Source organism: Streptomyces sp. NPDC086777 (assembly GCF_040702065.1).
Classification (GTDB): Bacteria; Actinomycetota; Actinomycetes; order Streptomycetales; family Streptomycetaceae; genus Streptomyces.
The window spans coordinates 17402-42564 of sequence record NZ_JBFBJI010000024.1 but is presented as its reverse complement, the minus strand read 5'-3'; the positions used below and the strand labels follow the sequence as shown (position 1 = coordinate 42564).

Genomic DNA, 25163 nt, shown 5'->3' with positions numbered 1-25163 from the left:
GGGCCGCACCTGCCGGGCCCGGCCGCCTCAACTCGTTCTCTTAGGGAGTCACTTCATGTACGACTACGACCTCCTGGTCGTGGGATCGGCCAACGCCGACCTGGTGATCGGGGTCGAGCGGCGGCCGGCCGCCGGTGAGACCGTGCTCGGCGGCGACCTCGCCACGCACCCCGGCGGCAAGGGCGCGAACCAGGCGGTCGCGGCCGCCCGGCTCGGTGCCCGCACCGCCCTGCTGGCCCGGGTCGGCGACGACGCGCACGGCGGGCTGCTGCTCGACTCGCAGCGGGCCGCCGGGGTGGACACGGCGGGCGTGCTGGCGGGCGGGGCGCCCACGGGCGTCGCCCTGATCACCGTGGATCCCTCCGGGGACAACAGCATCGTGGTCTCGCCGGGCGCGAACGGCCGGCTCGTACCGGAGGACGTACGGGCCGCGGGCGGCCTCCTCCGGGCCGCCCGGGTGGTCTCCGCGCAGCTGGAGATCCCGCTGGAGACGGTGGTGGAGGTGGTCCGGAACCTGACCCCCGGCAGCCGGTTCGTGCTCAACCCGTCCCCGCCGCGGCCCCTTCCGGACGAGGTCCTCGCGGCCTGTGACCCGCTGATCGTCAACGAGCACGAGGCGAAGGTGCTCCTCGGAGAGGCGGCCGCGGGCGGGGAACCGGCCGACTGGGCGCGGCTCCTGCTCGCCAGGGGCCCGAGGTCGGTGGTGGTGACGCTGGGCGCGGCGGGTGCGCTGGTGGCCGACCGGGACGGCGTCGCCTCCGTGCCGTCCGTCAGGGTGGACGCGGTGGACACCACGGGCGCCGGGGACGCGTTCACGGCGGCCCTCGCGGTACGGCTCGGGGCGGGCGCGTCGCTCGCCGAGGCGGCGGCGTACGCGGCGCGGGTCGGGGCGGCCGCGGTGACCAGGCGGGGCGCGCAGGAGTCGTACCCGACCGCGGCGGAGGTCGACGCGCTGTGAAGCGGGCCGGGATCCTCAACCGTCATCTCGCCGGGGCGCTGGCCGAGTTGGGGCACGGGCACGGGGTGCTGGTGTGCGACGCCGGGATGCCGATCCCGCACGGGCCGCGGGTCGTGGACCTCGCGTTCCGGGCCGGGGTGCCGTCCTTCGCGGAGGTGCTGGAGGGCCTGCTGGCCGAACTGGTCGTGGAGGGCGCCACCGCGGCCACCGAGATGCGCGGGGCCAATCCGGCCACCGCAGCGCTGCTGGACGGCCACTTCCCCGACCTGGCCCTGGTCCCGCACGAGCAGCTGAAGGACCTGTCCGCGCAGGCGCGCCTGATCGTACGAACCGGCGAGGCCCGCCCGTACGCGAACGTGCTGCTGCGGTGCGGCGTGTTCTTCTGAACCCCGCTCAGGCAGTACGCCCCTTCAGGGGCGCGGCCGGCCACGACGGCGCCGCCGACGGGAGCGCTTCCGGCTGATCCCGGTCAGGGCTCGGGGAACACCAGGGTCACGCCGTAGCGCCCCTCCGCCGCCCGCAGCGCGGGAAGAAGCTTCCGGCGCAGGGTGCGGACCTCGGTGGCGTGGTCCGTGAGGAACCGCGTGCGCAGGCTCAGCCGGGCGGGGTCGCGGACGGCCTCGACGGGACGCATGCAGTCCGCGTACACACGGCCCATGGCGCGCTCCGTGGCGGCGAGGTCGGCGGGGGCGGCGGCCTGCTGGCGGGCGTCGGCCACCCCCATGAACGCCCTCTCGTCCTTGGCCGGTGCCCCGTGCCCGGCCAGGCAGCCGGGCAGGCCGCGCCGGGCCCGGACCGTGGCGGGGGCGCCGTCCACGGCGCCGAGTTCGCCGAACCACCGCTGTTCCAGGGGCAGGTAGAGGTCGCTCAGCAAGGCCGCGGCCTGCGCGCCCTGCGCCCGGCAGCGGCGCACCTGTGCCGCGCTGCCGTTGCGGGCCGTGGTGGGGGCGGCGGCCGCCGGCACGTCGGCACTGGTGCTCAGGCCGTGCCGGGCGACGAAGTCCAGGTCGGGCAGGGCGAAGAAGCGGATGAACGCGAGGGGTGCCTCGGCGGGCAGGGCGAACCCGCCCTTGCGGGCGCAGTCGGCGGCGGCGGCCCGGGTCACCTGCTGCCCGAACACGTACAGGCCCTGGGTCCACCGGGTCTCGGCCCCCGTGGCCGGCAGGACCATGCGCACCGGGTCGGCCGGCAGGGTGCGGCCGAGCCGGGCCGGGGCCACGGTCGCGGCGGGCGGGCCGGGCTGCCGGGCGGCGTCGGTGGAGCACGCGGTGCCGAGCACCGCGACGGCCGCCACGAGCGCCGCGCCCACCAGGGCCGGGCGCCGGAACATCCGGACCACTCCTGTCCCCTCCTCTACGTGTCCTGGGTGTCCTGCGTGTCCTGCGTGTCCTGCGTGTCCCGTACGTGGCGGACAGGGCCTCCGGACCCGCCGGGGACCGGAGACCCTGGGGCCGGGTCAGTGCACGACGTGGACGGTGTCGCCGCCGTTCGCCGCACTCGCCACGGTGAACGTGGTGTTGTCGGAGACGTCCGTGCACAGCAGCTCGCTGTTGACGGCGTAGGAGCCGTCGTAGAGCCAGATGTACCCCGCGTCGCACGTCTTCCAGGTGCCGGTGGAGCTGTGGTACAGGCGGCCGGCGTAACCGTCGTAGCCGTAGACCGTCGTGTCGTTGACGTAGGTGAGGTTGAGGTCGCTGCAGCTGCTGCTGGCCGACTTCTTGACGTGGGTGCCGCCGGTGCCTTCGTACGCCGAGGTGGTGAGCGTGGACGTCACGCAGGCGTCCGGGGCGGCGGACGCGGCGGGCGCGAACACCAGACAGCCGGCGGCGGCGACGAGCGCGAACGCACCGGCGGCGATGGCCTTCCTCATGGTTTCCCCCATCTGGTTCGGATGTGAGGTGGATCGGGCACCCGAAACGCTCGCAGAGCACGTGTCCCGCGGGCCACACCCTTCGACAGGGGTCTAAAGTCCCGCGCCGGACGCCGGAGTTCGCCGCTCCAGTGGTACGGGGGCACACTCATGTGGCCCGTGGGACGTGCCCCGAGGCCGACCTGAGCAACGCGGCCCCGAGCGGTGTGAGGGTGTGCAGCACGGTGTTGTGGCGCCGTCGGCTGACGACCAGGCCGGCGTCGCGCAGGACGGTCGTGTGATGGGTGGCCGTGGGCGTCGAGACGCCGAGCAGGCGGGCCAGTTCGGAGGTGGTCGCGCCGAGCACGAGGAACCGCAGGGCGGCCGCGCGGGTACGGCCGAGCAGTGCGGCGAGCGTGGCGTCGGGCGGGAGGTCGGGAACGGTGCGGCGGGCCCCGTGCACGGGGTAGACCAGGACGGGCCGCAGGGTGTCGTCCGCCATCGAGACCGGTGACTGCCAGCAGAAGTACGAGGGGACCAGGCTCAGCCCGCGGCCGGCGAGATGCAGGTCCCGGTCCTCGACGTAGTCGACCTGGAGCACCGGCGGCTGCCAGCGGACGGCGGGCGACAGACCGCGGAGCAGTCCGTCGGCTCCGGTGTCGAGGGCGTCGCGCGCGAGCAGGGCACGCTCCCCGGCGACTGCGGCGGCGACACGGCTCTCGTGGGGTGCGATGACCGTTTCGTGGTACGTGCGCAGAAGTTTGGCCAGTTCTTCCCTGGTCCGGCGCTCCACCAGCCGGGGCGCCCAGTCGGGGGCGCCGCTGAACCGGTCCAGCATCCGGACCTCGTGGGCGACCCGCCCGGGCGGCGTGTCGACGACGGCCGCGAGCCCGCGGTCCAGGCCGTCGGCGGCCTCGTGCGGGGTGAGGAAGTCGGGCAGGTAGCGGGCCCGGGGCAGGATCGGGATCAGGAGCCGGCGCACGGCCACGCCGAGGGGGGTGCCGGTGAGGGTGGTCCGGGTCTCGCGGTACCAGTCGGCGTAGGCCCAGCGGCCCCGCGAGGTCTGTAACCGGTGCAGGCTGCAGGCGATCTCCCAGAGCGGGTCGGGGGCGCTCGCCACCCGGACGCGGGTCAGGTCCTGAGGCGTGAAGTGGATGCGCAGCACGAGAACCGCCCCCCGAGTCGAACAATAGTTCCGCTCAGGAGCAGCCTGGGGCACCCGTCCCCCGGGAACAACTCAGGAATCGGCCGCGACGGCACCCGTGGTGCCGGGCCCCGGCGACTCGTCAAAGGGGGCGGGACATGCCTCGAGGGGGCCCGGTCCGTCGACCGAACCCCCTCGGCTCTTCCCCCTCCGCATCAGAACCCCCGCGATCCCCCCGGATCCCCCTCCGAAAGCCCTGACGCCAAGTGAGACCGGCGGGACGGGGGGAGGGTTGTACGCGGGAACAGGATTCCTCCGGGTCAGCGGACCTCGACCGTCACCGGCCGGGAGGCGGTCCGGCCGTCGACGACGCGCACGGTGTCGAAGCCGCGCTTCCGGAACTTGTCGGAGAGCTTGTAGGCGGAGTGCCGGACGGTCGTGGTGACGGGCAGCGAGCGCCAGTGCCGGCCGTCCTTCACCTGGAGGGTGACCCGGCTCCCTTCGCGCAGGCCGGTGGTGCGCCCGGCGAAGACGACGCCGTGGTCCCTCTTCACATGGACGCTGTCGGCGAAGAGCGAGATGGACGGCCTCGGCGCGGGCGTGTGGGCCGGCGCGGCACCGGCGGCACCGGCGGCACCGGCGACCAGCGCGGCGGAGACGAGCGAGACTGCGGCGATACGAGCCTTCATGACACACCCCTGGTGCGGGAACAGGTCGGGAGTCACTCCCGGCTCCCCGGTCGGGGAGCACGTCCATCAAGGCACGACCTGCCGGCCTCCCGGTGGCAACCTGCCGGACGATTACCGAATCAGAATCATTTCCCTGTGGATTGCGAAACGGACAACATCCCCATCAGGCATTATAAGAAATGAGTTTGTAAGTAATATCAATGGCATCGGATCCATGCGAACGCAAAGCGGCCGACACGGTCGGCGGACCTCGGCAGTGACCGAGCCGGTAGGCACTCCTCCTGACCTGCACCGTACTGGGGCGGGAGCCGCGGCGACCGAGATTTCCGGACCTTTGCTCGGCATTGGGGAAACGGGTGAAAGCCGAACCGACAGGTGAGCCACCGCAAACGGAAAAGGGGCGCCGATCCTGAGCAGGGAACATAAAAAGGACCTGTGCGAACCTGTGCGAAGAAGCCCTCACGGGTGCCGTCAGCTCTCCAGCCGGACCGGCATCAGGAGTGAGAAGGCGCCCTCGTCCTCGAGCCGGCGGATCGCGATCGGCGCCGTGGGCGCGCCCAGCTCCAGAACCAGCCGGTCCCGGGCCCCGGCGGTCAGCGCGGCCAGCAGGAACTCACGGTTGACGGCGACGCGGTCCGGGTCGTCGTCGGTATCGGCGCAGAGGGTCACCGCGCCGCCGTCCGCCACCCTGAGCACACTGAGGTCGGGTGCCCCGGCCTCTCCGGAGCGGACCGGCCCCGTCTTAAGCGCCTGCCGCAAGGCCGCCACCTCGACGACGGTGCGGCGTCCGCCGGACCGGGGCAGGAGGCGGCGGTAGTCGGGGAAGTCGTGGTCGAGGCACCGGCCGGCCGCCTGCCGGTCCGCGGCCTCCAGGGTCACGCGGTCACCGTCGAGCGAGAGCCGCGCGGCTCCCTCGCCGTCCAACAGCGCACGCATCGCGTCGGCAAGCGGAGTGGGCACGACGACCTGCACCCGGCCCCCCTCGTACCCGGTGACGGCGGCCCGCGCGACCGCCATCCGGTACCGGTCGGTGGCCACGGCGTGCAGGCTGCCGCCCTCGATGTCGAACAGGATCCCGCCGAGCATCGGCAGCTCGGGGTCGGTGCCGGCCGCGAAACGAACCGTGTCCAGCACGGCTGCCAGCTCCGGCGCGGCGAGGGACAGGCGGACGGCGGCGATGCGGCGCGAGGTCATGACGTTCTCCCGTTGATCGAGTAGCGCTCGGAGTGCGGAGAACTCACCGCGGGCGTCGGACAGCCCCTGTTCGAGACGGCGCAGGTGTGCCGTGAGCAGCTTCCGGACCAGACCGGTGTCCGGGCCGGACCAGCCGGCCAGCACCAGCCGGATGTCCGCCAGCGGCATGCCGGCCCGGCGCAGGCGGGCCAGCAGCCGGGCCTCCGCCAGCTGCCCGGGCTCGTACCAGCGGTAGCCGCTCACCGGGTCCACCCAGGCGGGGACCAGCACACCGGCACGGTCGTAGAACCGCAGGGCGCTCACGCCCAGGCCGCTGTCGCGGGCCAGCTCCCCGATGCTGCGCATGTCGTTCTCCACACCCGGCACTCTGGGCCCTGCACAAGGTCGAGGGTCAACCCGACCACGCGCCCCTGCGCTCGTCCGCACGCTTCACGTCCCGCGGCGGTTCACCCGGCCGCCCGGCCCGTTCCCGTGCGGAGCGCGCGGTGTCTCCCCGGTCGGTCCACCGGCCCGCTCCGGCCTGCGACCACGAGCGGAGCCGGGCCGGGGTGCGACCGGCGGCCGGAGAACGGGTTCGCCTCTCCGGCCGCCTCGCCGGACTACGCCGTGTGGGTCAGGAAGCGTTCCGCCGTCTCCGCGAGCACCTCCCGCCCGTCCCTCGCCCACAGCCCGTCGTTGAAGAGCTCGACCTCGATGGGGCCGGTGTAGCCGGCCGCCTCCACGTAGCCCTTCCACTCGCGCATGTCGATCGCGCCGTCGCCGAGCTGGCCGCGGCCGTTGAGGACGCCCTCCGGCAGCGGGGTGGTCCAGTCGGCGAGCTGGAAGGTGTGGATGCGGCCACCCGCGCCGGCCCGGGCGATCTCGGCGGGCGCCCGGTCGTCCCACCAGATGTGGTACGTGTCGACGGTGACGCCGACCTGCCGGGCCGGGAAGCGTTCCGCGAGGTCCAGGGCCTGGGTGAGGGTGGAGACCACGCAGCGGTCGGAGGCGAACATGGGATGCAGGGGCTCGATGGCCAGCCGGACGCCGTGCCGTTCGGCGTAGGGGCCGAGTTCGGCGAGGGCGTCGGCGATGCGCTCGCGGGCGCTGTGCAGGTCCCGGGAGCCGGCCGGCAGCCCGCCGGAGACCAGGACCAGCGTGTCCGTGCCGAGGATCGCGGCCTCCTCGACCGCCCGGCGGTTGTCGGCGAGCGCGGCGGCGCGCTCGCCGGGGTCGGTCGCCGTGAGGAAGCCGCCCCGGCACAGGGTGGTGACCGTCAGGCCGGCCTCGCGGACCAGTTTCGCGGCCGCCTCGACGCCGTACGCCCGGACCGGCTCGCGCCACAGGCCGACGCCCGGCACGCCCAGACCCAGGCAGGCGTCGGCCAGTTCGGGCAGTGAGAGCTGCCTGACGGTCATCTGGTTGATGGAGAAGCGGGACAGGTCGCCGGTCACCGGTTGACCCCGTACAGGGCCAGGAGGGTCCTCATACGGTCCTCGGCCAGCTTCGGGTCCGGGAACAGGCCCAGGCCGTCGGCGAGTTCGTAGGCACGCGCGAAGTGCGGCAGGGAGCGTGCCGACTGCAGGCCGCCGACCATCGTGAAGTGGGACTGGTGGCCGGCCAGCCAGGCCAGGAACACGACGCCCGTCTTGTAGAAGCGGGTGGGGGCCTGGAAGAGGTGCCGGGAGAGCTCCACGGTGGGGTCCAGGAGGCCGCGGAAGGCCGCCGTGTCCCCGGTGTCCAGGATCCGGACCGCCTCGGCCGCCAGCGGCCCCAGCGGGTCGAAGATGCCGAGCAGGGCGTGACTGAAGCCCTGCTCGTCGCCCGCGATCAGCTCGGGGTAGTTGAAGTCGTCGCCGGTGTAGCAGCGGACGCCCTGCGGCAGGCGGCGGCGCAGGTCGATCTCGCGCTGCGCGTCGAGCAGGGAGACCTTGATGCCGTCGACCTTGTCGGGGTGGGCGCCGATGACCTGGAGGAAGGTGTCGGTGGCCGCGTCGAGGTCGGCCGAGCCCCAGTAGCCCGCCAGCGCCGGGTCGAACATCGGGCCGAGCCAGTGCAGGACCACCGGCTCGGCGGCCTGGCGCAGCAGGTGGCCGTAGACGTCGAGGTAGTCCTCGGGGCCGGAGGCGGCCGCCGCGAGCGCCCGGGAGGCCATCAGGACGGCCTGGGCGCCGGACTCCTCGACGAGGGCGAGCTGTTCCTCGTACGCGGCCCGGATCTCCGCGAGGGAGCCGCCCGTGATCTGGTCCGTCCCCACCCCGCAGGCGATCCTGCCGCCGACGGCGCGGGCCTCGGCGGTGCTGCGGCGGATCAGCTCGGCCGCGCCCGGCCAGTCCAGGCCCATGCCGCGCTGGGCGGTGTCCATCGCCTCGGCGACCCCCAGGCCGTGCGCCCACAGGTGGCGGCGGAAGGCCAGGGTGGCGTCCCAGTCGACGGCGGCGGGCGCGTCGGGGTTGGTGTCCGCGAAGGGGTCGGCGACCACGTGCGCCGCCGACAGGACCGTACGGGAGGTGAAGGGGGTGCCGGGGGTGAGCGCGAGCGGCTCGGTGCGCGGCTCGTACGCCCGCAACGACCCGTCCGGCGCGGGAAGGTGGATGGTCACAGCTCGATCTCCGGTACCTCGATGCGGCGGCCCTCCGTCGAGGACTTCAGGCCCAGCTCGGCGAGCTGTACGCCGCGGGCGCCGGCCAGCAGGTCCCAGTGGTAGGGGGCGTCGGCGTAGACGTGCTTGAGGAACAGCTCCCACTGGGCCTTGAAGCCGTTGTCGAACTCCGTGTTGTCGGGGATCTCCTGCCACTGCTCGCGGAAGGCGTAGGTGGCGGGGATGTCCGGGTTCCAGACCGGCTTGGGGGTCGCGCTGCGGTGCTGGGCACGGCAGTTGCGCAGGCCGGCGACCGCTGAGCCTTCGGTGCCGTCCACCTGGAACTCGACCAGTTCGTCCCGGTTGACGCGGACCGCCCAGGAGGAGTTGATCTGGGCGACGGCACCTCCGTCGAGCTCGAAGATGCCGTACGCGGCGTCGTCCGCCGTCGCGTCGTAGGGCTTGCCGTTCTCGTCCCAGCGCTGCGGGACGTGGGTGGCGGTGAGGGCCTGGACGGACTTGACCCGGCCGAACAGCTCGTGCAGCACGTACTCCCAGTGCGGGAACATGTCGACGACGATGCCGCCGCCGTCCTCCGCGCGGTAGTTCCAGGACGGGCGCTGCGCCTCCTGCCAGTCGCCCTCGAAGACCCAGTAGCCGAACTCGCCGCGGACCGAGAGGATCCGGCCGAAGAAGCCGCCGTCGATGAGCCGCTTCAGCTTCAGCAGGCCGGGCAGGAAGATCTTGTCCTGGACGACGCCGGACTTGACGCCCTTGGCGTGCGCGAGCCGGGCCAGCTCCAGGGCGCCCTCCAGGCCGGTGGCCGTCGGCTTCTCGGTGTAGATGTGCTTTCCGGCCGCGATGGCCTGCTGGAGGGCCTCCTCGCGGGCGGAGGTGACCTGGGCGTCGAAGTAGATGTCGATGGTGGGGTCGGCGAGCACGGCCTCCAGGTCGGTGGAGATGTGCTCGTCCGACAGGCCGTGGCGGTCGGCGATCTCGCGGAGCGCGTGCTCGCGACGGCCGACGAGGACCGGTTCCGGCCACAGCACCGTGCCCTCGCCGAGGTCGAGGCCGCCCTGCTCGCGCAGGGCGAGGATCGAGCGGACGAGGTGCTGGCGGTAGCCCATGCGCCCGGTGACGCCGTTCATGGCGATACGCACCGTCTTGCGGTTCACGTGTTTCCCTTCGTCCGCGTGCGTCTCAGCAACGCAGCAAGCGCTTTCTATACGGTCTGAAGTTAGCCTTTGACCCCTGGTCTGTACAAGACCGTGATGGGGTCGAGTTGTTCGAGGGGGCGAACGACAGGAGTGAATGGCCTTATGGTCTGCACGGCAAGGGGGCTTCCTATGAGCAAGCTGTTGATCGGACTGCCGATCAGGCTGCGTACGACGGCGTACGACGAGATGCGTGACCGGAGGACGACGAGATGACGGTGACCCTGGCGGACGTGGCGGCCCGCGCCCAGGTCTCGCCCGCGACAGTGTCGCGCGTACTGAACGGCAACTACCCCGTGGCGGCGTCCACGCGGGAGCGGGTGCTGCGGGCGGTGGACGAGCTGGACTACGTCCTCAACGGGCCGGCGAGCGCGCTCGCGGCGGCCACCTCCGACCTGGTCGGCATCCTGGTCAACGACATCGCCGACCCGTTCTTCGGGATCATGGCGAGCGCGATCCAGTCCGAGATCGGCGGTCCGGGCGGGCGCGCGGGCGGCGAGCGGCTGGCGGTGACCTGCAACACCGGGGGGTCGCCGGAGCGGGAGCTGACCTACCTGACCCTGCTGCAGCGGCAGCGGGCGGCGGCGGTGATCCTGACCGGCGGGGCCGTGGAGGACGCGCCGCACGCGGCGGCGGTGGCGGCGAAGCTGCGCAAACTGGCGGACGCCGGGACCCGGGTGGTGCTGTGCGGGCGGCCGCCGGCGCCGGACACCGACGCGGTGGCACTGACCTTCGACAACCGCGGCGGCGGCAAGGAGCTGACCGAGCACCTCATCGGGCTCGGCCACCGGCGCCTCGGCTACATCGCGGGCCCCGAGGAGCGTACGACCACCCGGCACCGCCTGGAGGGCCACCGGGCCGCGCTCGCCGAGGCCGGCATCGAGGAGGATCCTCGCTGGACCGTGCACGGGCGCTACGACCGGCGGGCGGGGTACGAGGCGACGCTGGAACTGCTGCGCCGGGACCCGACGCTCACCGCGGTGGTGGCGGCGAACGACTCGGTCGCGCTGGGCGCGTGCGCCGCGCTGCGGGAGTCGGGGCTGCGGATCCCGGCGGACGTGTCGGTGGCCGGCTTCGACGACCTGCCGTTCAGCATCGACGCGGTGCCGTCGCTGACGACGGTCCGGCTGCCGCTCGCGGAGGCGGGGGCGCGGGCCGGCCGCATCGCGATGGGCCGTGAGGAGCCGCCGCCGGGCGGGATCGCGACGGTGCGGGGAGAGCTGATGGTGCGGGGGTCGTCGGGGGTGCCGCGGAGCTGAGCGCTCCGCCGAAAGCGCCGCGACCCGCCGCCTGCGGCGCCGTCGGGGCCGGTCACGCGGTTCCTCCCGCGGCCTTCGGCCGGAGACGACCCCAGCGCCCCCAGGGGGCGCAACAGGACAGGCAGCAGGACACGGCACCGGGGGGCACGGCTCAGATGCCCCGGACGTCATCGCTGCCGAGCAAGGCCCGGCCGGAGGCCGACGCACGGATCCGGGTGCCCGAGGGTCGGGCACCCGGATCCGTCCTTTGTTCTGTCAGGCAGTGTCACTCACCGGCCGCCACCGCCGCCGCCGTGGCCACCGCCACCGCCGCCACCGTGACCGCCGCCACCGTAGCCGCCGCCACCGTGACCGCCGCCACCGTAACCGCCGCCACCGTAGCCGCCGCCGCCATAGCCGCCGCCGCCGTAGCCGCCGCCGTGACCGCCGTGACCGCCGTAGCCGCCATAGCCGCCATAGCCGCCGTAGCCGTTGTCGCCCCAGCCGCCCCAGCCGCCGTAGCCGCCGCCACGGTGACCGCCGCCACCGTAGCCGCCGCCACCGTAGCCGCCGCCGCCATAGCCGCCGCCGCCGTGACCGCCGCCGCCGTAGCCTCCGCCGCCATGGCCGCCACCGCCGCCGCCGTGGCCACCGCCACCGCCGCCGCCGTGACCGCCGCCGCCACCGCCACCACCGTTGTCCTGGTAGGTGACGACGTGGTCGGGCGCCGCGTGGGTGGCCGCGCTGGCAATTCCGGCTCCGGCGCCGAGCGCCAGAATGGGTGCCGAAATCGCAGCAATGGCGACCCTCTTCATACGTGTGGTGTGCGCGCGCATGGTTTCGCCCCTCTCCGAGGGTGTGGTTGTGTGACGACGGCCGCCGTGTAGCAAGGGCCGACCGCCCTGCATGCGCTCCAGAGCCTGCGCGCAGCCCTGGGCGCGTCCGCCGCCCGAGATGCCGGTTCTCCGCACCCGTCCGGGCTGTCCGGCGGACTACGTCACATGCTCGTTGAAACGGACATAAGTGACGTTCGTGTATAAACCTACGGCGCGGGCGCGACGAAGTCAAAAGCAGGACCACGACCAAGCAAAAGAGAACAAGTAAAGCCCGGGGGGCCACCGTTCGGGCCGGCACCTTCCGGCCGGACGGGGTGGCGGGATAGCCTCGGGGCACGGTATCTCTGACTCAGTCAAACATCGGGGTCCAGCCATGACCGTCCAGGACATCCGCGCCTTCAACCGCTTCTACACCAACCTCATCGGCGCCCTCGACTACGGCCGCCACCTCTACGCCCCGTACACCCTCACCGAGGCCCGGGTGCTGTACGAGCTCGCGCACGCCGCCGACACCGACGCGGCGGACCTGCGGGCCGACCTCGCGCTGGACGCCGGGTACCTGAGCCGGATCCTCAACAAATTCGAGGAGGCCGGGCTGATCGAGCGCGCCCCCTCGGAGAAGGACCCGCGACGGCGGCGCGTCTCCCTCACCCCGGACGGCCGGTCCGCCGCCGGGCTGCTGGACGAGCGGGCCCGGGAATCGGTCGGCTCGCTGCTGGGCGCCGTCGAAGCGGGCGAGCGGGCCCGCCTGGCCGAGGCGATGCGCACCATCCGCACGATCCTCGGCGACGGCCACGCCCCCGAGGGCTCCGGCGAGGTCGTGCTGCGCGAGCCGCACCCCGGCGACCTGGGCTGGATCGTGCAGCGCAACGCCGCCCTGTACGCGGCCGAGTACGGCTGGAACACCGACTACGAGGGCCTGGTCGCCCGGATCGTCGCCGACTACGCCGAGGACCACGACCCGCACCTGGAGCGGACCTGGATCGCCGAGTGGGCCGGGCGGCCGGTGGGCTGCGTGATGTGCGTACGGGACGACGCCCCGGGCACCGCGCGGCTGCGGCTGCTGCTCGTGGAGCCGGAGGCCCGCGGGCTCGGCATCGGCGACCGGCTGGTCACCGCCGTGACCGACTTCGCGCGCGGGGTCGGCTACCGGGAGCTGGTCCTGTGGACCAACGACGTGCTGTCCGCCGCCCGCCGCGTCTACCAGCGCCACGGCTTCGTCCTCACCGCCGAGAAGCCGCACCGCTCCTTCGGCAAGGACCTGGTCGGCCAGGACTGGCGACTGGACCTGCACGGAACCGGCGGGTGAGAAGTAGGTTGGTGGGCATGAAGTTCGCCTTCTCCACCCTCGGGGTCCCCGGACTGCCGGTGCCCGACGTGCTGGCGCTCGCCACGGCCAACGGCTACCACGGCGTGGAGCTGCGCGCCCATCCCGAGGAGCCGGTCCATCCCGGCCTCGGCCCGGCCGCGCGGTCCGACGTGGCCGCCGAGTTCAAGGCGACCGGGGTGGAGGTCCTCGGCGTCGCCGGGTACGCCCGTCTCGCGGCGCCGGGCGACGACACCCCGGTCCTCGACGAGACGCGCCAACTCCTCCAGCTCGCCCACGACCTGGGCGCCTCCTACGTCCGCGTCTTCCCCGGCGCCGACCCGGACCTGCCGGCCGCCGAGTCCGACGCGATCGCCGCACGGCGGCTCGGCACGGTCGCCGAGGACGCCGCCGCGCTCGGCGTCCGGGTCCTGCTGGAGACCCACGACTCGCACCGCACCGGCGCCGCCGCGATCCGGGTCCTCGGCCCGGTCGGCCACCGCATGGTCGGCTCGCTCTGGGACGTCATGCACACCTGGCTGGGCGGTGAGCAGCCCGCGGAGAGCTACGCGGCGCTCGCCCCGTACCTCGGCTACGTCCAGGTCAAGGACATCGCCTCGGCCGACGACACCACCCCGCTGCCGCTCGGCGCCGGGGTCCTCCCGCTCTCCGAGTGCGTGGAGGTGCTCTCCCGGCACGGCTGGGACGGCTGGCTGTGCTGGGAGTACGAGAAGCGCTGGTACGAGGCGGCGCCGCCGCTGCCCGGACTGCTGGCGGCGGGGCGGGAGCACCTGGCCCGGCTGCTCAACGAGTCGGCCTGACCCCCGCGGTCACGCGCCGGCGACCGGGATCCCCCACCCCGCGGCCAGCTCCCCGAACGCCTCGTGGAAGCCGGGGAACGTCTTCTTCACGCACCCCGGGTCGTCGAAGGAGATCCCGGGCGTGCGCAGGCCGGTCACCGCGAAGGACATCACGACGCGGTGGTCGCCGTAGGTCTTGATCTCGGCCGGGGCGGGGGTGCCCGGCCGGATCTCGATCCAGTCCTCGCCCGTGGCGACCTCGATCCCGAGCCGGCGCAGGTTCTCCGCGCAGGCGTCGAGCCGGTCGCACTCCTTCACCCGGGTGTTGGCCACGTCCTCGATCCGGACGGGACCGCTCGCGAAGGGGGCGACGGCCGCGAGGGTGGGCATGGTGTCGGAGATGTCCCGCATGGCCACGGTGAGGCCGCGGAGCGTGCCGGTGCCGCGCACGGTGGTCCGGTCCGTGCCGATCTCCACGTCCGCGCCCATCCGCCGCAGTACGTCCACGAACCCCAGGTCGCCCTGGAGCGCGCCCCGCCCGAGCCCCGGCACGGTGACCTCCCGCCCGGTCACGGCCGCGGCGGCGAAGAAGTAGCTCGCGGTCGAGGCGTCGGGCTCGACCGCGTAGGTGGTGGCCCGGTAGCCGCCGGACGGGACGACGAACACCTCGCCCTCGCGCGCCACCTCAACGCCGAACGACCGCATCATCGCGATCGTGATCTCCACGTAGGGAGCGGACACCAGGTCCGTCACCCGGATCCGCAGGCCTCTGCGGGTGAGCGGGCCGAGCAGGAGCAGGGCGGTGAGGTACTGCGAGGACTGCCCGGCGTCGAGCGTCACCTCGCCGCCCTCGACCCCGGCCGCCTCGATGCGCAGCGGGTGGTGGCCCTCCGCCGCCTCGTGGCGCAGGTCGACACCGAGGTCGCGCAGGGCGCGGGTGAGCGGGGCGAGGGGGCGGCGGCGCATCTGCTCGGAGGCGTCGAAGCGGTAGCTGCCGTGGCCGGCCGCGGCGAGGGTGGGCAGGAAGCGGGCGGTGGTGGCGCCGTCCCGGCAGTGGACCTCGGCCTCGGGGAGGGCGGGGCCCTGCGGGCGGCCGTCCACCTGCCAGGTGTCGGGGGTGCGGCCGACGCGGTAGCCGAGCCGGGTCAGGCCCTCGGCGAAGCCCTCGGTGTCGTCGGAGCGGAGGGGGCGGACGAGGGTGGTGACTCCGTCGGCGGCGGCCGCCAGGAAGAGGGCACGGGCGGTGACGGACTTGGAACCGGGGATGTCGACGAGGGGCATGCCGCCCATGATCGCTGCTCGGGGGATTCAGGTGCGGGGGGTTCCACAAGGTGGAACAGGTGGTTCGTGGGGTGCGGGCCGGTGGGGGCCGGTCGCGCGGTTCCTCCCCCAGCCTTCGGCCGGGGGACCCCCAGCGCCCCTGACGGGGCGCTTCTGCCGGACCACCTCACATTCGTCCCGCCAGTCCTCCTTCTCCCGACTTCCGGGAATTCCCGTACGCGCGGGAACCTCTCCCCCGCCCCCTCCGTCCAAAGCGCAGGCTGTCGGAAGAGTCTCCGTGGTGCGGTGCCGGCCCTCGCTGCTGGCTGCGAGGTCCGGCCTACCCTCTCCGCCGCACCACGGCCGCCGGCCCGCCGCCATCGACGTGCCCCCTCCAATGCGCCGATGGCGGCCCCTCTCCGGTTACCGTGCTTTCCCTTGACGGAAAGAAACTTTCCGAACACTGGTGACCCACGGAAGTTTCCTTCAGCCGGTTGATCCACCGGAAGGAGCGCACGTGCCCTCCAGACGCACCGTCCTCACCGCGACCGCGGGCGTCACCGCGGGACTGGCCGTCGGCACCGGCGCGAACGCGGCCGGCTCCGACGGCACGAGCCCCGACGACAAGAGACTCCGCGCGATCGTCTCCCGGATGACGGTCGAGGAGAAGGTCGGGCAGCTGTTCGTGATGCGGGTCTACGGGCATTCGGCCACCGACCCGGACCAGGCCGACATCGACGCCAACCTCGAGGAGATCGGCGTCCGCACCGCCGCCGAGCTGATCGCGAAGTACCGGGTCGGCGGGATCATCTACTTCACCTGGACGCACAACACCCGCGACCCACGGCAGATCGCCGAGCTGTCCAACGGGATCCAGCGGGCCGCGCTGGCGCAGCCGCGCGGCCTGCCCGTGCTCATCGCCACCGACCAGGAGCACGGCGCCGTCTGCCGGATCGGCAAGCCCGCCACCCTCTTCCCGGGCGCCATGGCCATGGGGGCCGGCGGCTCCCTGGCCGACGCCCGCGCACTCGGCCGGATCTCCGGCACGGAGCTGCGGGCGATGGGCGTCCGCCAGGACTACTCCCCCGACGCCGACGTGAACGTGAACCCGGCCAACCCGATCATCGGCGTCCGGTCCTTCGGGGCCGGTCCGGACGCGGTCGGGGCACTGGTCGCCGCCGAGGTGCGGGGATACCAGGAAGCGGGCGTGGCGGCCACCGCCAAGCACTTCCCGGGGCACGGCGACACCGCCGTCGACAGCCACACCGGCTTCCCGGTGATCACGCACAGCCGGGAGCTGTGGGAGAAGCTGGACGCGGTCCCGTTCCGGGCGGCGATCGAGGCCGGCATCGACTCGGTCATGACCGCGCACATCCAGTTCCCCGCCCTGGACGGCTCCGGCGACCCGGCCACCCTCTCGCACCCCGTCCTCACCGGGATCCTGCGCGGCGAACTCGGCTACGACGGGGTGGTGGTGACCGACTCCCTGGGCATGGAGGGGGTCCGGACGAAGTACGGCGACGACCGGGTGCCCGTGCTGGCCCTGAAGGCCGGCGTCGACCAGCTCCTGAACCCACCCACCCTGGACGTCGCCTGGAACGCCGTCCTGAAGGCCGTACAGGGCGGCGAGCTGACCGAGGCCCGGCTGGACGAGTCGGTCCTGCGGATCCTGCGGCTGAAGTCCCGGCTGGGACTGCTCGACCGGCCCTACGTCGACACGAAGGATGTCGGCCGGGTGGTCGGCACGGCGCAGCACCTCGCCGCCGCCGACCGCATCGCCGAGCGCACCACCACGCTGCTCGTCAACGAGGGCGGACTGCTCCCCCTGTCGCGCCGTACGCACGGCAAGGTGCTGGTCGTCGGCGCCGACCCGGACGCGCCGTCCGGCACGACCGGCCCGCCGACCGGTGTGCTCGCCGCCGCCCTGACCGGACTGGGCTTCACGGCGACCGCGTTGCCCACGGGTACGGCCCCCTCCCCCGCGACCGCCGACCGGGCCGTCGCGGCGGCGCGTTCGGCGGACGCGGTGGTCGTCGGGACGTACAACGTGACGGCGGGCAGCGGGCAGCAGCAGCTGGTGGAACGGCTGGTCGCGACCGGTGTGCCGGTGGTGGCGGTGGCGGTGCGCAATCCCTACGACGTCGCGCAACTCCCCTCCGTCAAGGCGTACGTGGCGGCCTACTCCTGGACCGACGTCGAACTGCGGGCCGCGGCACGGGTGATCGCGGGCGAGGTGGCACCGCGGGGCGCCCTGCCGGTGCCGGTGCAGCGGGCGGACGATCCGGCCCGGGTGCTGTATCCGATCGGCCACGGACTGACGTACTAGACGTACGCCACGGAACCGGGCGTAACACCCCCAACGGGCGGAAAGCCTCCCGTACAGCTGACGCGGACCGTGATCGCGGGCCACGCTGGCAGAGGGGTCGGGATGCGGAACAGACGCTTTGCGGGAGTTCTGGTGGCGGTGGCCGTCGTGCTGCTGCCGGCCGGTTGCCGGACGTCGTCGTCCGGGGCGCCGGCGGGCAGCGCTCGGTCGACGGCGAGCCCGGCGCCGTCCGGGTACGGCGCGCGGTTCCTCGCGGTCGGCGAGTGCAGCTCGTTCGGGACCGCCGGCTTCACCGAGGTGCCCTGCGCAGGGGAGCGCGCGGCGGCCCGGGTGATCGCCCGGTACGACGGCACCGTGGCCGACGGGCCGCTGTGCCCGGCCACCACCGACTTCGTGCTCCACATAGCCGCCCAGCACACGGGCGGCGTCGAGGACGGCGACGGAACGATCCCGCAGGGCTACGCCTGCATGCGCAACCTGGAGCCGCCGCACCCCGGCGACCCGGGCGGGGGCGGCGGGCCGCGCACCGTCGTCGGCGACTGCGTCTACGGCTCGGGCCACGGCCAGGTCCGCGAGACCGCCTGCGACGGCTCGGGGACACGGAAGCCGCAGTACCGGGTGGTCCGGGCGGTCGCCTCACGGGACGCCTGCCCGGCGTCGACCGCGCTCTACGTCCAGCTGGGCGGGGAGCACCCGGTGGGCTGCGCCCGGCGGTTGTGAACGCGGTCGCCGGGGCGCCGGGCCACGAGGCGGGCGGGCGTCGCGGTCATCCCGCGGACGCCACCCCGGCCACAACCCCGGTCACCACGACTCGGCCTGCCGGAACAGCGCGATCGCCGCCGCGAGGAACCAGACGCAGAACACCAGACACGCACCCCACAGCCCCCACAGGAACCACCGGACCTGCCGTCGCAGGCGCATCGCCGGTTCGTCCTCCCTCAGCACAGGATCCAGCCCGAGCTCACCGAGTTCCGCCCCACCGTGCCCCGTACCCACACGCAGCGGTGTCCCGCGTGGACCGTGACCGGGCCCGCGCGGTGGCTGTACCTGCCCTTGTCGACGACCGGGCGGTTGCCGCGGGCCTGGACGCTGACGGACATCGTCCGCCTGCCGCCGGAGTCCTTGGGCAGGGTGGTCGCGCAGACGTAGCCGCCCTGCCGGTAGACGTGCACGGCGCCGCCGGCGAAGGACAGGGTCCGCACCTCGCGGCCGGCGCAGTTCGTGGCCGTCACGGCCTGGGCCTCGGCCGGTGCCACGAGCGCGAGCGCCCCGGCGGCGGCCAGCACGGCCGCACCGAGCGCCAGCCGCCGGCGTATCGCACCACTGTCCACAGTCGTTCCCTCCCGTACCGCAGCCGCGCCCCACCCATGACCGTACTGATGTACGGACGCCGAACATGTGTCGGATGGTTGCACGGCCGTCAGGGAGGCGGACTCAGCGGGTCGCGCCCACCGGCTCCCCCGGCTCCTCCTCCTCGGGCCGGCCGATGAAGGTGCGCCACAGTTCGGCGTACCGGCCGTCGCGGGCCAGCAGTTCGTCGTGGGTGCCGTCCTCGGCGACCCGGCCGTGGTCCATGACCACCACCCGGTCGGCGCGGGCCGCGGTGGTCAGCCGGTGGGCGACCACGAGGGTGGTTCGACGGCCCGTCAGCCGGTCGGTGGCCATGTTGACCTGGGCCTCGGTCGCCAGGTCGAGGGCGGCCGTCGCCTCGTCGAGGAGCAGCACGTCCGGGTCGACCAGCTCCGCGCGGGCGAGGGCGATGAGCTGGCGCTGTCCCGCGGAGAGGTTGCGGCCGCGCTCGGCCACCTCGTGCAGGTAGCCGCCGTCGAGGGTGGCGATCATCTCGTGGGCGCCGACCGCGCGGGCCGCCGCCTCCACCTCGGCGTCGGTCGCGTCCGGGCGGCCGTAGGCGATGGCGTCCCGGACCGTCCCGGGGAAGAGGTACGCCTCCTGCGGGACCACCCCGAGGCGGTGGCGGTACGAGGTGAGGTCCAGGTCGCGCAGGTCCGTGCCGTCGACCGTCACCCGGCCGCCCGTCGGGTCGTAGAACCGCGCGACCAGCTTGACCAGGGTCGACTTGCCCGCGCCGGTCTCGCCGACGAAGGCGACGGTCTGCCCGGCCGGGATGGTCAGTTCGATGCCGCCCAGGGCCGCTTCGCCCTCGTCGGCGGCGCCGTACGCGAAGTGCACGTTCTCGAAGGCGATGTCGCCGTGCAGGGAACCGACCTCCCGCGGCCTGTCCGCCGATTTCGTCGACGTCGGCTCCTGCAGGAGTTCCTGGATGCGGCCGAGGGAGACGGTCGCCTGCTGGTAGCCGTCGAAGACCTGGGAGAGCTGCTGGACGGGGGCGAAGAACAGGTCGATGTAGAGCAGGTAGGCGACCAGCGCGCCGGTGGTGAGGGTGGCCGCCTCCACCCGGTGGGCGCCCGCCATCAGCACGCTCGCCGCGGCCACCGACGACAGCAGCTGGACGAACGGGAAGTAGACCGATATCAGCCACTGGCCCCGGATACGGGCCCTGCGGTAGCTCTCGCTGCGCTCGGTGAAGCGGCGGCCGCTGTCCCGCTCCCGCCGGAAGGCCTGCACGATCCGCAGCCCGGACACCGACTCCTGGAGGTCGGCGTTGACCACCGACACCCGCTCCCGGGCGAGTTCGTACGCCTTCACGCTCGCCCGGCGGAAGAAGAAGGTCGCGACGATCAGCGGCGGCAGGGTGGTGAAGACGACGAGCGCGAGCTGCACGTCGATCACCAGCAGGGCGACCATGATGCCGAAGAACGTGACGACCGAGACGAACGCGGTGACCAGGCCCGTCTGCAGGAAGGTGGACAGCGCGTCCACGTCGGTCGTCATCCGCGTCATGATCCGGCCGGTCAGCTCCCGCTCGTAGTAGTCCAGCCCGAGCCGCTGGAGCTGCGCGAAGATCTTCAGGCGGAGGGAGTAGAGGACCCGCTCGCCGGTACGGCCGGTCATCCGGGTCTCGCCGATCTGGGCCGCCCACTGGACCAGCACCGCGAAGAGGCCGAGCAGCGCGGCCGCCCAGACCGCGCCGAGCGCCAGCTTGCTGACGCCCTGGTCGATGCCGTGCCGGATCAGCACCGGGAGCAGCAGGCCCATGCCGGCGTCCACGGCGACCAGCGCGAGGCTGACGAGCAGGGGCGCGCCGAAGCCGCGGAGCAGGCGGCGCAGGCCGTAGGAGTCCTCGGGGCGGACCGCGCCGGCCTCGTCGATGTCGGGGACGTCGGTCGCCGGGGGCAGCGCCTCGACCTGGGCGAGGAGTTCGGGGGTGGCGGGGGTGCCGGCGAGGGCGAGGTCGCGGGGCGTACGGTCGCCGGTCCACAGCCGCGGGGTCACGCCGCGCTCGGCGTCGAACTCGGCGTCCAGCTCGTCCCGTACGGAGGTGTCCTCGCGCGGTTCGAGGGGCAGGGCGTGGCCCGGGGAGACCCCGCCCAGCTCGTCGGGGTCGGTGAGGAGCCTGCGGTAGAGGGCGGACCGCTGCTGGAGCTCCTCGTCGGTGCCGATGTCGGCGAGCCGGCCGTCGTCGAGGACGGCGATCCGGTCGGCGAGGTTGAGGGTGGAGCGGCGGTGCGCGATGAGGAGGGTGGTGCGGCCGCGCATCACGTGCGCGAGGGCCTCGTGGATCTCGTGCTCCACGCGGGCGTCGACGGCCGAGGTGGCGTCGTCCAGGACGAGCAGACGGGGGTCGGTGAGCAGGGCACGGGCGAGGGCGATGCGCTGGCGCTGGCCGCCGGAGAGGGTGAGGCCCTGCTCGCCGACCTTGGTGTCGTAGCCGTCGGGCAGCTCGCTGATGAAACGGTCGGCCTGGGCGGCGCGCGCGGCGGCGCGGATCTCGTCCTCGGTCGCGTCGGGGCGGCCGTACGCGATGTTGCTGCGGACCGTGTCGGAGAACAGGAACGAGTCCTCCGGGACCAGGCCGATCGCGGCCCGGAGCGAGTCGTGGGTCAGCTCCCGCACGTCGTGGCCGCCGACGAGGACGGCGCCGTGGGTGACGTCGTAGAAGCGCGGCAGGAGGAGCGAGACCGTGGACTTGCCGGAGCCGGAGGAACCGACGACGGCGAGCGTCTCGCCCGGCCGGATCTCGAAGCTGAGCCCCCTCAGGACCGGGCGCTCGTGGTCATACCCGAACGACACGTCGTCGAACTCGACGGTCGCGGGCGCGTCGGCGGGGAGGGTCTTGGTGCCCTCCGTCATGGTGGGCCGGGTGTCGATCAGTTCCAGGACGCGCTCGGTGCCGGCGCGGGCCTGCTGGCCGACGGTGAGGACCACGGCGAGCATCCGGACCGGGCCGACCAGCTGGGCGAGATAGGAGGAGAAGGCGACGAAGGTGCCGAGGGTGATGTGACCGCGGACGGCGAGCCAGCCGCCGAGCGCGAGCATGGCGACCTGGCCGAGCGCCGGGACGGCCTGGAGGGCCGGGGTGAACCTGCTGTTCAGCCGTATCGTGCGCAGCCGTCCGGCGAAGAGCCTGCGCCCGACCGTCTTCAGCTTCCCGGTCTCCTGCTCCTCCTGCCCGAAGCCCTTCACCACGCGAACGCCGCTCACCGCGCCGTCGACCACCCCGGCCACGGCGGCGGCCTGGGCCTGGGCGTACCAGGTGGCGGGGTGCAGCCTGCTGCGGCTGCGCTTGGCTATCCAGTACAGGGCCGGGGCGACGGCGAGGGCGACCAGGGTGAGCGGCGGCGACAGCCAGGCCATGATCGCGAGGGAGATCAGGAAGAGGAGCACGTTGCCGATGGTCATCGGCAGCATGAAGAGGAGCCCCTGGATGAGCTGGAGGTCGCTGGTGGCGCGCCCCACCACCTGGCCCGTGGACAGCTCGTCCTGCCGCCGTCCGTCGAGCCGGGTGAGGGTGTCGTACATCTCGGTCCGCAGGTCGTGCTGGACGTCGAGGGCGAGCCGGCCGCCGTAGTAGCGGCGCACGAAGGTGGCCGCGTAGACGAGGACGGCGGCACCGATCAGGGCACCGGCCCAGGGCCCCATGGACCGGCTGTGGGCACCGATGACGTCGTCGATGATCACCTTGGTGATCAGGGGTACGACGGCAAGCACCGCCATACCGGCCAGCGAGGACCCGAGCGCCAGCACGACGTCGCGGGGATGCCGCCAGGCGTACCCCACCAGCCTGCGCGCCCAGCCGTCCTGCCGCCGCTCCCCCTGTTGCGCTGCCACGCGGGTGCCCTCCGTTCGCCCTGTTCTTCCGCATCGCCACAACACGAAACGAAGCGGATTTCATCCCTCCGCAACAAATCAGGGGGGGGCGGGGCGAGGAGGGCTCACCGCGGGCGCCTGCTCGTGGGCGCCCACATCGCGGGCGTCTATGCCGCGGGCGTCTACTCGTGGGCGCTGATCACACCGCCGGCGCTGAGCACGACGTGGACGCCGTTGGCGTCGAGCCCGGCGTCCTGCTGGTTCGCCTCCAGCGTGCCGTCCACGGAGCCGTCGTTGCCGATGATCTGCGCCCGGTACCGGAGCTCGCCGGTCTTCGTGACCTTGGCCGTCCAGCCGCCCGCGAGCCGGAAGGTGCCCGGTCCGGTGTGTCCGCCGCCCAGCCACGAGTGGACCTCGCCGCCCAGGGTGAGCACGACGAACATGTCGTTGGCGTCGAGTCCGGCGTCCGTCCTCGCGGTCTCCATCGTGGCCAGGACCGCGCCGCGGCCGACGATCCTGGCACGGTAGTGCTCGGCGCCGAGCCGGTAGATCTCGGCCTTGCTGCCGTCCGCCAGGGTCCGGGTGCGGACCGGGGCCGCCGTCCTGGCCGTGGCGGCCGGTGCGGTCGGGCGGGAGGGGGCGAGCGTGCGGGTCCGCACGTCGGCCGGGGTCTTGCCGGTGCCGGTGCCGGTCCCGGTGGCTCCGGAGGGGTCTGCGGCGGTGGCGCGGGGGGTGGCGCGGGGGGGTGGCGGCGGAGACCTTCCGGTCCGGGCCTGCGGCGCCGTCCGTGCTCCCCCCGCTCTGGCAGGCGGTCAGCGAGAGAGCCGCGGCGGCGGCGACGGCCACCAGGGCGGCGGAGCGGACGGTACGGCGGGCACGGCGCGTGGTCATCATCGAAATCCCCCATGAGTCGTCAGGACGCTCTGTCCTGCGCCCGGTGAGACGGCACCCGGGCGGGGGGTTGTTCATCGCGTTCCGTCCGCATTCGGTAACAGGGAACAGCTCTCTGCGTTCGCGGCTCCCGGCGGACGTACCAGGATGCGTGCTCAGGGGACGTGGGGATGCCGCAGGACGTCCCCTGGCAGGGCAGGACGGTCCGCACCGGGGCGTGGAAGTCTCCCGTGGACGGCAGCCGCATGGTGCGGCGGCTGAACGTCGAGGGGGACGGCCAGGGCGACCTGGCCGGGCACGGCGGCGAGATCCGGGCCGTCCTCGTCCACCAGCTGGAGTCCTACCGGTACTGACGCGAGCAGCTCGGCCGCGACGACCTCGCCCTCGGGATGTTCGGGGAGAACTTCACCGTCGACGGCCTGCCCGACGACGAGGTGTGCATCGGCGACCGGTACCGCGTCGGCGAAGCCGAGTTCGAGGTGACCCAGCCCCGCGTCACCTGCTACCGCGTCGGCATGCGGCTGGGCGAACCCGCCATGGCCATGAGCACATCCACTGCACCTCGCAGGCACCGCCGCCCGGCGACGACCGGATCACCCGGGGCCGCCCGACCGTCGCCTCGCTCACCGCGCTGGGTGTGCCCGCCGACGCCGACGCCTACCTCTGCGGGCCGACCGCCTTCATGAACGACCTCTCCGGTCACCTGCGCGAGCTCGGCCTGCGCCCCGAGCGGATCCGCACGGAGCGGTTCGAGGCGCTCGGCGCCGTCAACCCCGGATCACCCCCACCGCACCGGTCCGCCCGCACCAGCCGCCCGGCCCGCCGGGCACCGGCCCCCTGGTCACCTTCACCCGCAGCGCCATCACCACCCCGTGGTCCCCCGCCCACGCCTCGCTCCTCGAAGTCGCCGAGGCCTGCGACGTCCCCACCCGCTGGTCCTGCCGCACCGGCGTCTGCCACACCTGCGTCACCCCCCTCCTCACCGGCGACGTCACCTGCACCACCCCACCCCTGGAACCCCCCGAGCCCGGCGCGACCCTGGTCTGCTGCACCACACCGACCGACGAGATCGTCCTCGATCTCTGGGCGGTGAGCTTCACGGCGGGCCCTCTGCGAGGTACGCGATGTGGCCCAACTCCCCCACCATGTCGTCCACCCCACCGACCCGACGAACCGGCTAGGAATCCGATCGGCCTGGCACGTCCCGGTGTCCGACGGTGATCGCCCAGTGGACGCCGGTCGTCGCGGCCACCTGGATCGTGCCCGGTGTGTGGGGGCGGGTCGTGCCGCCGTTCATGTTCATCTCGTTGCCGATGGTGTTGACCTGACCGTCGACGCAGCCGAACGGGAAGTCGAGGCCGAGCGGTTCGACGGTGACGGTCAGTCTGCCCTTGCCCTCGCAGTTCACCTGGACCGAGAGGATGCCGCTGCCGACGCCCCCCTTGATCTGCATCTCGCGGCCGCCGGTGGCGTTCGCCGCCTGGGCGACGACCTCGCCGTCGGGGAACACCGGCGCCTTGGTGACGGAGTCGTACGTCCTGGCCGCGGAGGTCGCCGGAGCGGGCGACGCGGGGGCGGGCGTGGCGTGGCCGGGGCCGCCGCTGCAACCGGTGGCGAACAGTACGGCCGTGACCGCGGATATCGCCGTGGCCGGCCCGGTCGGGTTTCTCATGGGGCCCATACTCGGGCACGGAGGGGACGGCGCGGCGCCCGGTCCAGGTGACGGTTC

At 73.5% G+C, this 25163-nt stretch carries 24 protein-coding genes; 10 read left to right on the top strand and 14 right to left on the bottom strand.

All coding sequences use genetic code 11. The features are described 5' to 3' along the window. Positions 1–55: 55 nt before the first annotated feature. Positions 56–958, top strand: coding sequence for a ribokinase (locus tag AB0472_RS29800; RefSeq protein ID WP_366360827.1), 903 nt, complete (start codon positions 56–58; stop codon positions 956–958). After that, entirely contained in the window at positions 955–1344 is a 390-nt protein-coding gene (gene rbsD / locus AB0472_RS29795; protein WP_366360825.1) for a D-ribose pyranase, read from the top strand. Before AB0472_RS29800 ends, rbsD begins: the two co-directional genes overlap by 4 nt. Positions 1345–1427: 83 nt before the next feature. On the opposite strand, the gene AB0472_RS29790 is transcribed toward rbsD, so the two are convergent. The 8 genes from AB0472_RS29790 to AB0472_RS29755 form a co-directional block, all read right to left on the bottom strand. Continuing rightward, a complete protein-coding gene (locus AB0472_RS29790; RefSeq protein WP_366360823.1) occupies positions 1428–2288 on the bottom strand; it encodes a hypothetical protein in 861 nt (286 codons plus the stop codon). 126 nt (positions 2289–2414) lie between these two features. After that, positions 2415–2828 (bottom strand): hypothetical protein, encoded by a 414-nt coding sequence (locus AB0472_RS29785; RefSeq protein WP_366360821.1) that lies wholly within the window; start codon positions 2826–2828, stop codon positions 2415–2417. A 148-nt stretch (positions 2829–2976) separates the two neighbouring features. Further along, positions 2977–3972: a winged helix-turn-helix domain-containing protein gene (locus AB0472_RS29780; RefSeq protein WP_366360819.1), complete on the bottom strand. Its 996-nt coding sequence runs from the start codon at positions 3970–3972 to the stop codon at positions 2977–2979. 299 nt (positions 3973–4271) lie between these two features. Beyond that, the gene (locus tag AB0472_RS29775) at positions 4272–4640 is read right to left on the bottom strand and encodes a hypothetical protein (RefSeq protein WP_366360817.1); all 369 of its coding nucleotides are present in this window, start codon (positions 4638–4640) and stop codon (positions 4272–4274) included. 471 nt (positions 4641–5111) lie between these two features. After that, positions 5112–6179 carry a MerR family transcriptional regulator gene (locus tag AB0472_RS29770; RefSeq protein ID WP_366360815.1) on the bottom strand — a complete coding sequence of 356 codons (1068 nt, stop codon included), beginning with the start codon at positions 6177–6179 and terminating at the stop codon, positions 5112–5114. A gap of 254 nt (positions 6180–6433) precedes the next feature. Continuing rightward, on the bottom strand, positions 6434–7231 hold the full coding sequence (locus AB0472_RS29765; RefSeq protein WP_366360988.1) for a sugar phosphate isomerase/epimerase family protein: 798 nt from the start codon (positions 7229–7231) through the stop codon (positions 6434–6436). Between the two features lie 32 nt (positions 7232–7263). Next, the gene (locus tag AB0472_RS29760; protein ID WP_366360813.1) at positions 7264–8415 is read right to left on the bottom strand and encodes a dihydrodipicolinate synthase family protein; all 1152 of its coding nucleotides are present in this window, start codon (positions 8413–8415) and stop codon (positions 7264–7266) included. Then, positions 8412–9569, bottom strand: coding sequence for a Gfo/Idh/MocA family oxidoreductase (locus AB0472_RS29755; protein WP_366360811.1), 1158 nt, complete (start codon positions 9567–9569; stop codon positions 8412–8414). The genes AB0472_RS29760 and AB0472_RS29755 overlap by 4 nt, the downstream gene beginning before the upstream one ends. 251 nt (positions 9570–9820) lie before the next feature. Here AB0472_RS29755 and AB0472_RS29750 point away from each other — a divergent pair, with 251 nt between their 5' ends. Further along, positions 9821–10867, top strand: coding sequence for a LacI family DNA-binding transcriptional regulator (locus AB0472_RS29750; RefSeq protein ID WP_366360810.1), 1047 nt, complete (start codon positions 9821–9823; stop codon positions 10865–10867). Positions 10868–11136: 269 nt separating this feature from the next. Here AB0472_RS29750 and AB0472_RS29745 read toward each other — a convergent pair whose 3' ends face one another. Further along, entirely contained in the window at positions 11137–11682 is a 546-nt protein-coding gene (locus AB0472_RS29745; protein WP_366360808.1) for a hypothetical protein, read from the bottom strand. A gap of 373 nt (positions 11683–12055) precedes the next feature. Between AB0472_RS29745 and AB0472_RS29740 the strand changes: the two genes are divergently transcribed. Both AB0472_RS29740 and AB0472_RS29735 read left to right on the top strand, forming a co-directional pair. After that, complete coding sequence (locus AB0472_RS29740; protein WP_366360806.1) at positions 12056–12991, top strand: helix-turn-helix domain-containing GNAT family N-acetyltransferase; 936 nt, start codon at positions 12056–12058, stop codon at positions 12989–12991. Positions 12992–13008: 17 nt separating this feature from the next. Next, a complete protein-coding gene (locus AB0472_RS29735; RefSeq protein ID WP_366360804.1) occupies positions 13009–13809 on the top strand; it encodes a sugar phosphate isomerase/epimerase family protein in 801 nt (266 codons plus the stop codon). 9 nt (positions 13810–13818) lie between these two features. On the opposite strand, the gene aroA is transcribed toward AB0472_RS29735, so the two are convergent. Continuing rightward, positions 13819–15069, bottom strand: coding sequence for a 3-phosphoshikimate 1-carboxyvinyltransferase (gene aroA, locus AB0472_RS29730; RefSeq protein WP_366360803.1), 1251 nt, complete (start codon positions 15067–15069; stop codon positions 13819–13821). 496 nt (positions 15070–15565) lie between these two features. Between aroA and AB0472_RS29725 the strand changes: the two genes are divergently transcribed. Both AB0472_RS29725 and AB0472_RS29720 read left to right on the top strand, forming a co-directional pair. Next, positions 15566–17374, top strand: coding sequence for a glycoside hydrolase family 3 protein (locus tag AB0472_RS29725; protein WP_366360801.1), 1809 nt, complete (start codon positions 15566–15568; stop codon positions 17372–17374). 102 nt (positions 17375–17476) lie between these two features. Further along, positions 17477–18094 carry a hypothetical protein gene (locus tag AB0472_RS29720; RefSeq protein ID WP_366360799.1) on the top strand — a complete coding sequence of 206 codons (618 nt, stop codon included), beginning with the start codon at positions 17477–17479 and terminating at the stop codon, positions 18092–18094. A 218-nt stretch (positions 18095–18312) separates the two neighbouring features. Here AB0472_RS29720 and AB0472_RS29715 read toward each other — a convergent pair whose 3' ends face one another. The 3 genes from AB0472_RS29715 to AB0472_RS29705 all read right to left on the bottom strand — a co-directional run bounded on the left by AB0472_RS29715 (position 18313) and on the right by AB0472_RS29705 (position 23202). After that, a complete protein-coding gene (locus tag AB0472_RS29715) occupies positions 18313–18705 on the bottom strand; it encodes a hypothetical protein (RefSeq protein ID WP_366360798.1) in 393 nt (130 codons plus the stop codon). 103 nt (positions 18706–18808) lie between these two features. After that, a complete protein-coding gene (locus tag AB0472_RS29710; RefSeq protein WP_366360796.1) occupies positions 18809–22564 on the bottom strand; it encodes an ABC transporter ATP-binding protein in 3756 nt (1251 codons plus the stop codon). Positions 22565–22725: 161 nt separating this feature from the next. Then, entirely contained in the window at positions 22726–23202 is a 477-nt protein-coding gene (locus tag AB0472_RS29705; protein WP_366360794.1) for a hypothetical protein, read from the bottom strand. A 402-nt stretch (positions 23203–23604) separates the two neighbouring features. Here AB0472_RS29705 and AB0472_RS29700 point away from each other — a divergent pair, with 402 nt between their 5' ends. The 3 genes from AB0472_RS29700 to AB0472_RS29690 are packed head-to-tail and all read left to right on the top strand — an operon-like array spanning position 23605 to position 24655. Then, complete coding sequence (locus tag AB0472_RS29700; protein ID WP_366360792.1) at positions 23605–23787, top strand: hypothetical protein; 183 nt, start codon at positions 23605–23607, stop codon at positions 23785–23787. 36 nt (positions 23788–23823) lie between these two features. Beyond that, complete coding sequence (locus tag AB0472_RS29695; protein WP_366360790.1) at positions 23824–24120, top strand: MOSC domain-containing protein; 297 nt, start codon at positions 23824–23826, stop codon at positions 24118–24120. After that, a complete protein-coding gene (locus AB0472_RS29690) occupies positions 24098–24655 on the top strand; it encodes a 2Fe-2S iron-sulfur cluster binding domain-containing protein (protein ID WP_366360986.1) in 558 nt (185 codons plus the stop codon). The genes AB0472_RS29695 and AB0472_RS29690 overlap by 23 nt, the downstream gene beginning before the upstream one ends. Here AB0472_RS29690 and AB0472_RS29685 read toward each other — a convergent pair. After that, positions 24612–25106, bottom strand: a complete 495-nt coding sequence (locus AB0472_RS29685) for a hypothetical protein (protein ID WP_366360788.1) — start codon at positions 25104–25106, stop codon at positions 24612–24614. The two genes, AB0472_RS29690 and AB0472_RS29685, sit on opposite strands and share 44 nt — an antisense overlap. Positions 25107–25163: the final 57 nt, after the last annotated feature.

Bases quoted from the DNA above. Each gene is read 5' to 3' on its own strand.
- aroA (WP_366360803.1), bottom strand. From the start codon at position 15,069: ATGCCCCTCGTCGACATCCCCGGTTCCAAGTCCGTCACCGCCCGTGCC.
- AB0472_RS29720 (WP_366360799.1), top strand. From the start codon at position 17,477: ATGCGGAACAGACGCTTTGCGGGAGTTCTGGTGGCGGTGGCCGTCGTG.
- AB0472_RS29765 (WP_366360988.1), bottom strand. From the start codon at position 7,231: ATGACCGTCAGGCAGCTCTCACTGCCCGAACTGGCCGACGCCTGCCTG.
- AB0472_RS29750 (WP_366360810.1), top strand. From the start codon at position 9,821: ATGACGGTGACCCTGGCGGACGTGGCGGCCCGCGCCCAGGTCTCGCCC.
- AB0472_RS29790 (WP_366360823.1), bottom strand. From the start codon at position 2,288: ATGTTCCGGCGCCCGGCCCTGGTGGGCGCGGCGCTCGTGGCGGCCGTC.
- AB0472_RS29775 (WP_366360817.1), bottom strand. From the start codon at position 4,640: ATGAAGGCTCGTATCGCCGCAGTCTCGCTCGTCTCCGCCGCGCTGGTC.
- AB0472_RS29745 (WP_366360808.1), bottom strand. From the start codon at position 11,682: ATGCGCGCGCACACCACACGTATGAAGAGGGTCGCCATTGCTGCGATT.
- AB0472_RS29800 (WP_366360827.1), top strand. From the start codon at position 56: ATGTACGACTACGACCTCCTGGTCGTGGGATCGGCCAACGCCGACCTG.
- AB0472_RS29695 (WP_366360790.1), top strand. From the start codon at position 23,824: ATGTTCGGGGAGAACTTCACCGTCGACGGCCTGCCCGACGACGAGGTG.
- AB0472_RS29700 (WP_366360792.1), top strand. From the start codon at position 23,605: ATGCCGCAGGACGTCCCCTGGCAGGGCAGGACGGTCCGCACCGGGGCG.
- AB0472_RS29785 (WP_366360821.1), bottom strand. From the start codon at position 2,828: ATGAGGAAGGCCATCGCCGCCGGTGCGTTCGCGCTCGTCGCCGCCGCC.
- AB0472_RS29770 (WP_366360815.1), bottom strand. From the start codon at position 6,179: ATGCGCAGCATCGGGGAGCTGGCCCGCGACAGCGGCCTGGGCGTGAGC.
- AB0472_RS29740 (WP_366360806.1), top strand. From the start codon at position 12,056: ATGACCGTCCAGGACATCCGCGCCTTCAACCGCTTCTACACCAACCTC.
- AB0472_RS29685 (WP_366360788.1), bottom strand. From the start codon at position 25,106: ATGAGAAACCCGACCGGGCCGGCCACGGCGATATCCGCGGTCACGGCC.
- AB0472_RS29735 (WP_366360804.1), top strand. From the start codon at position 13,009: ATGAAGTTCGCCTTCTCCACCCTCGGGGTCCCCGGACTGCCGGTGCCC.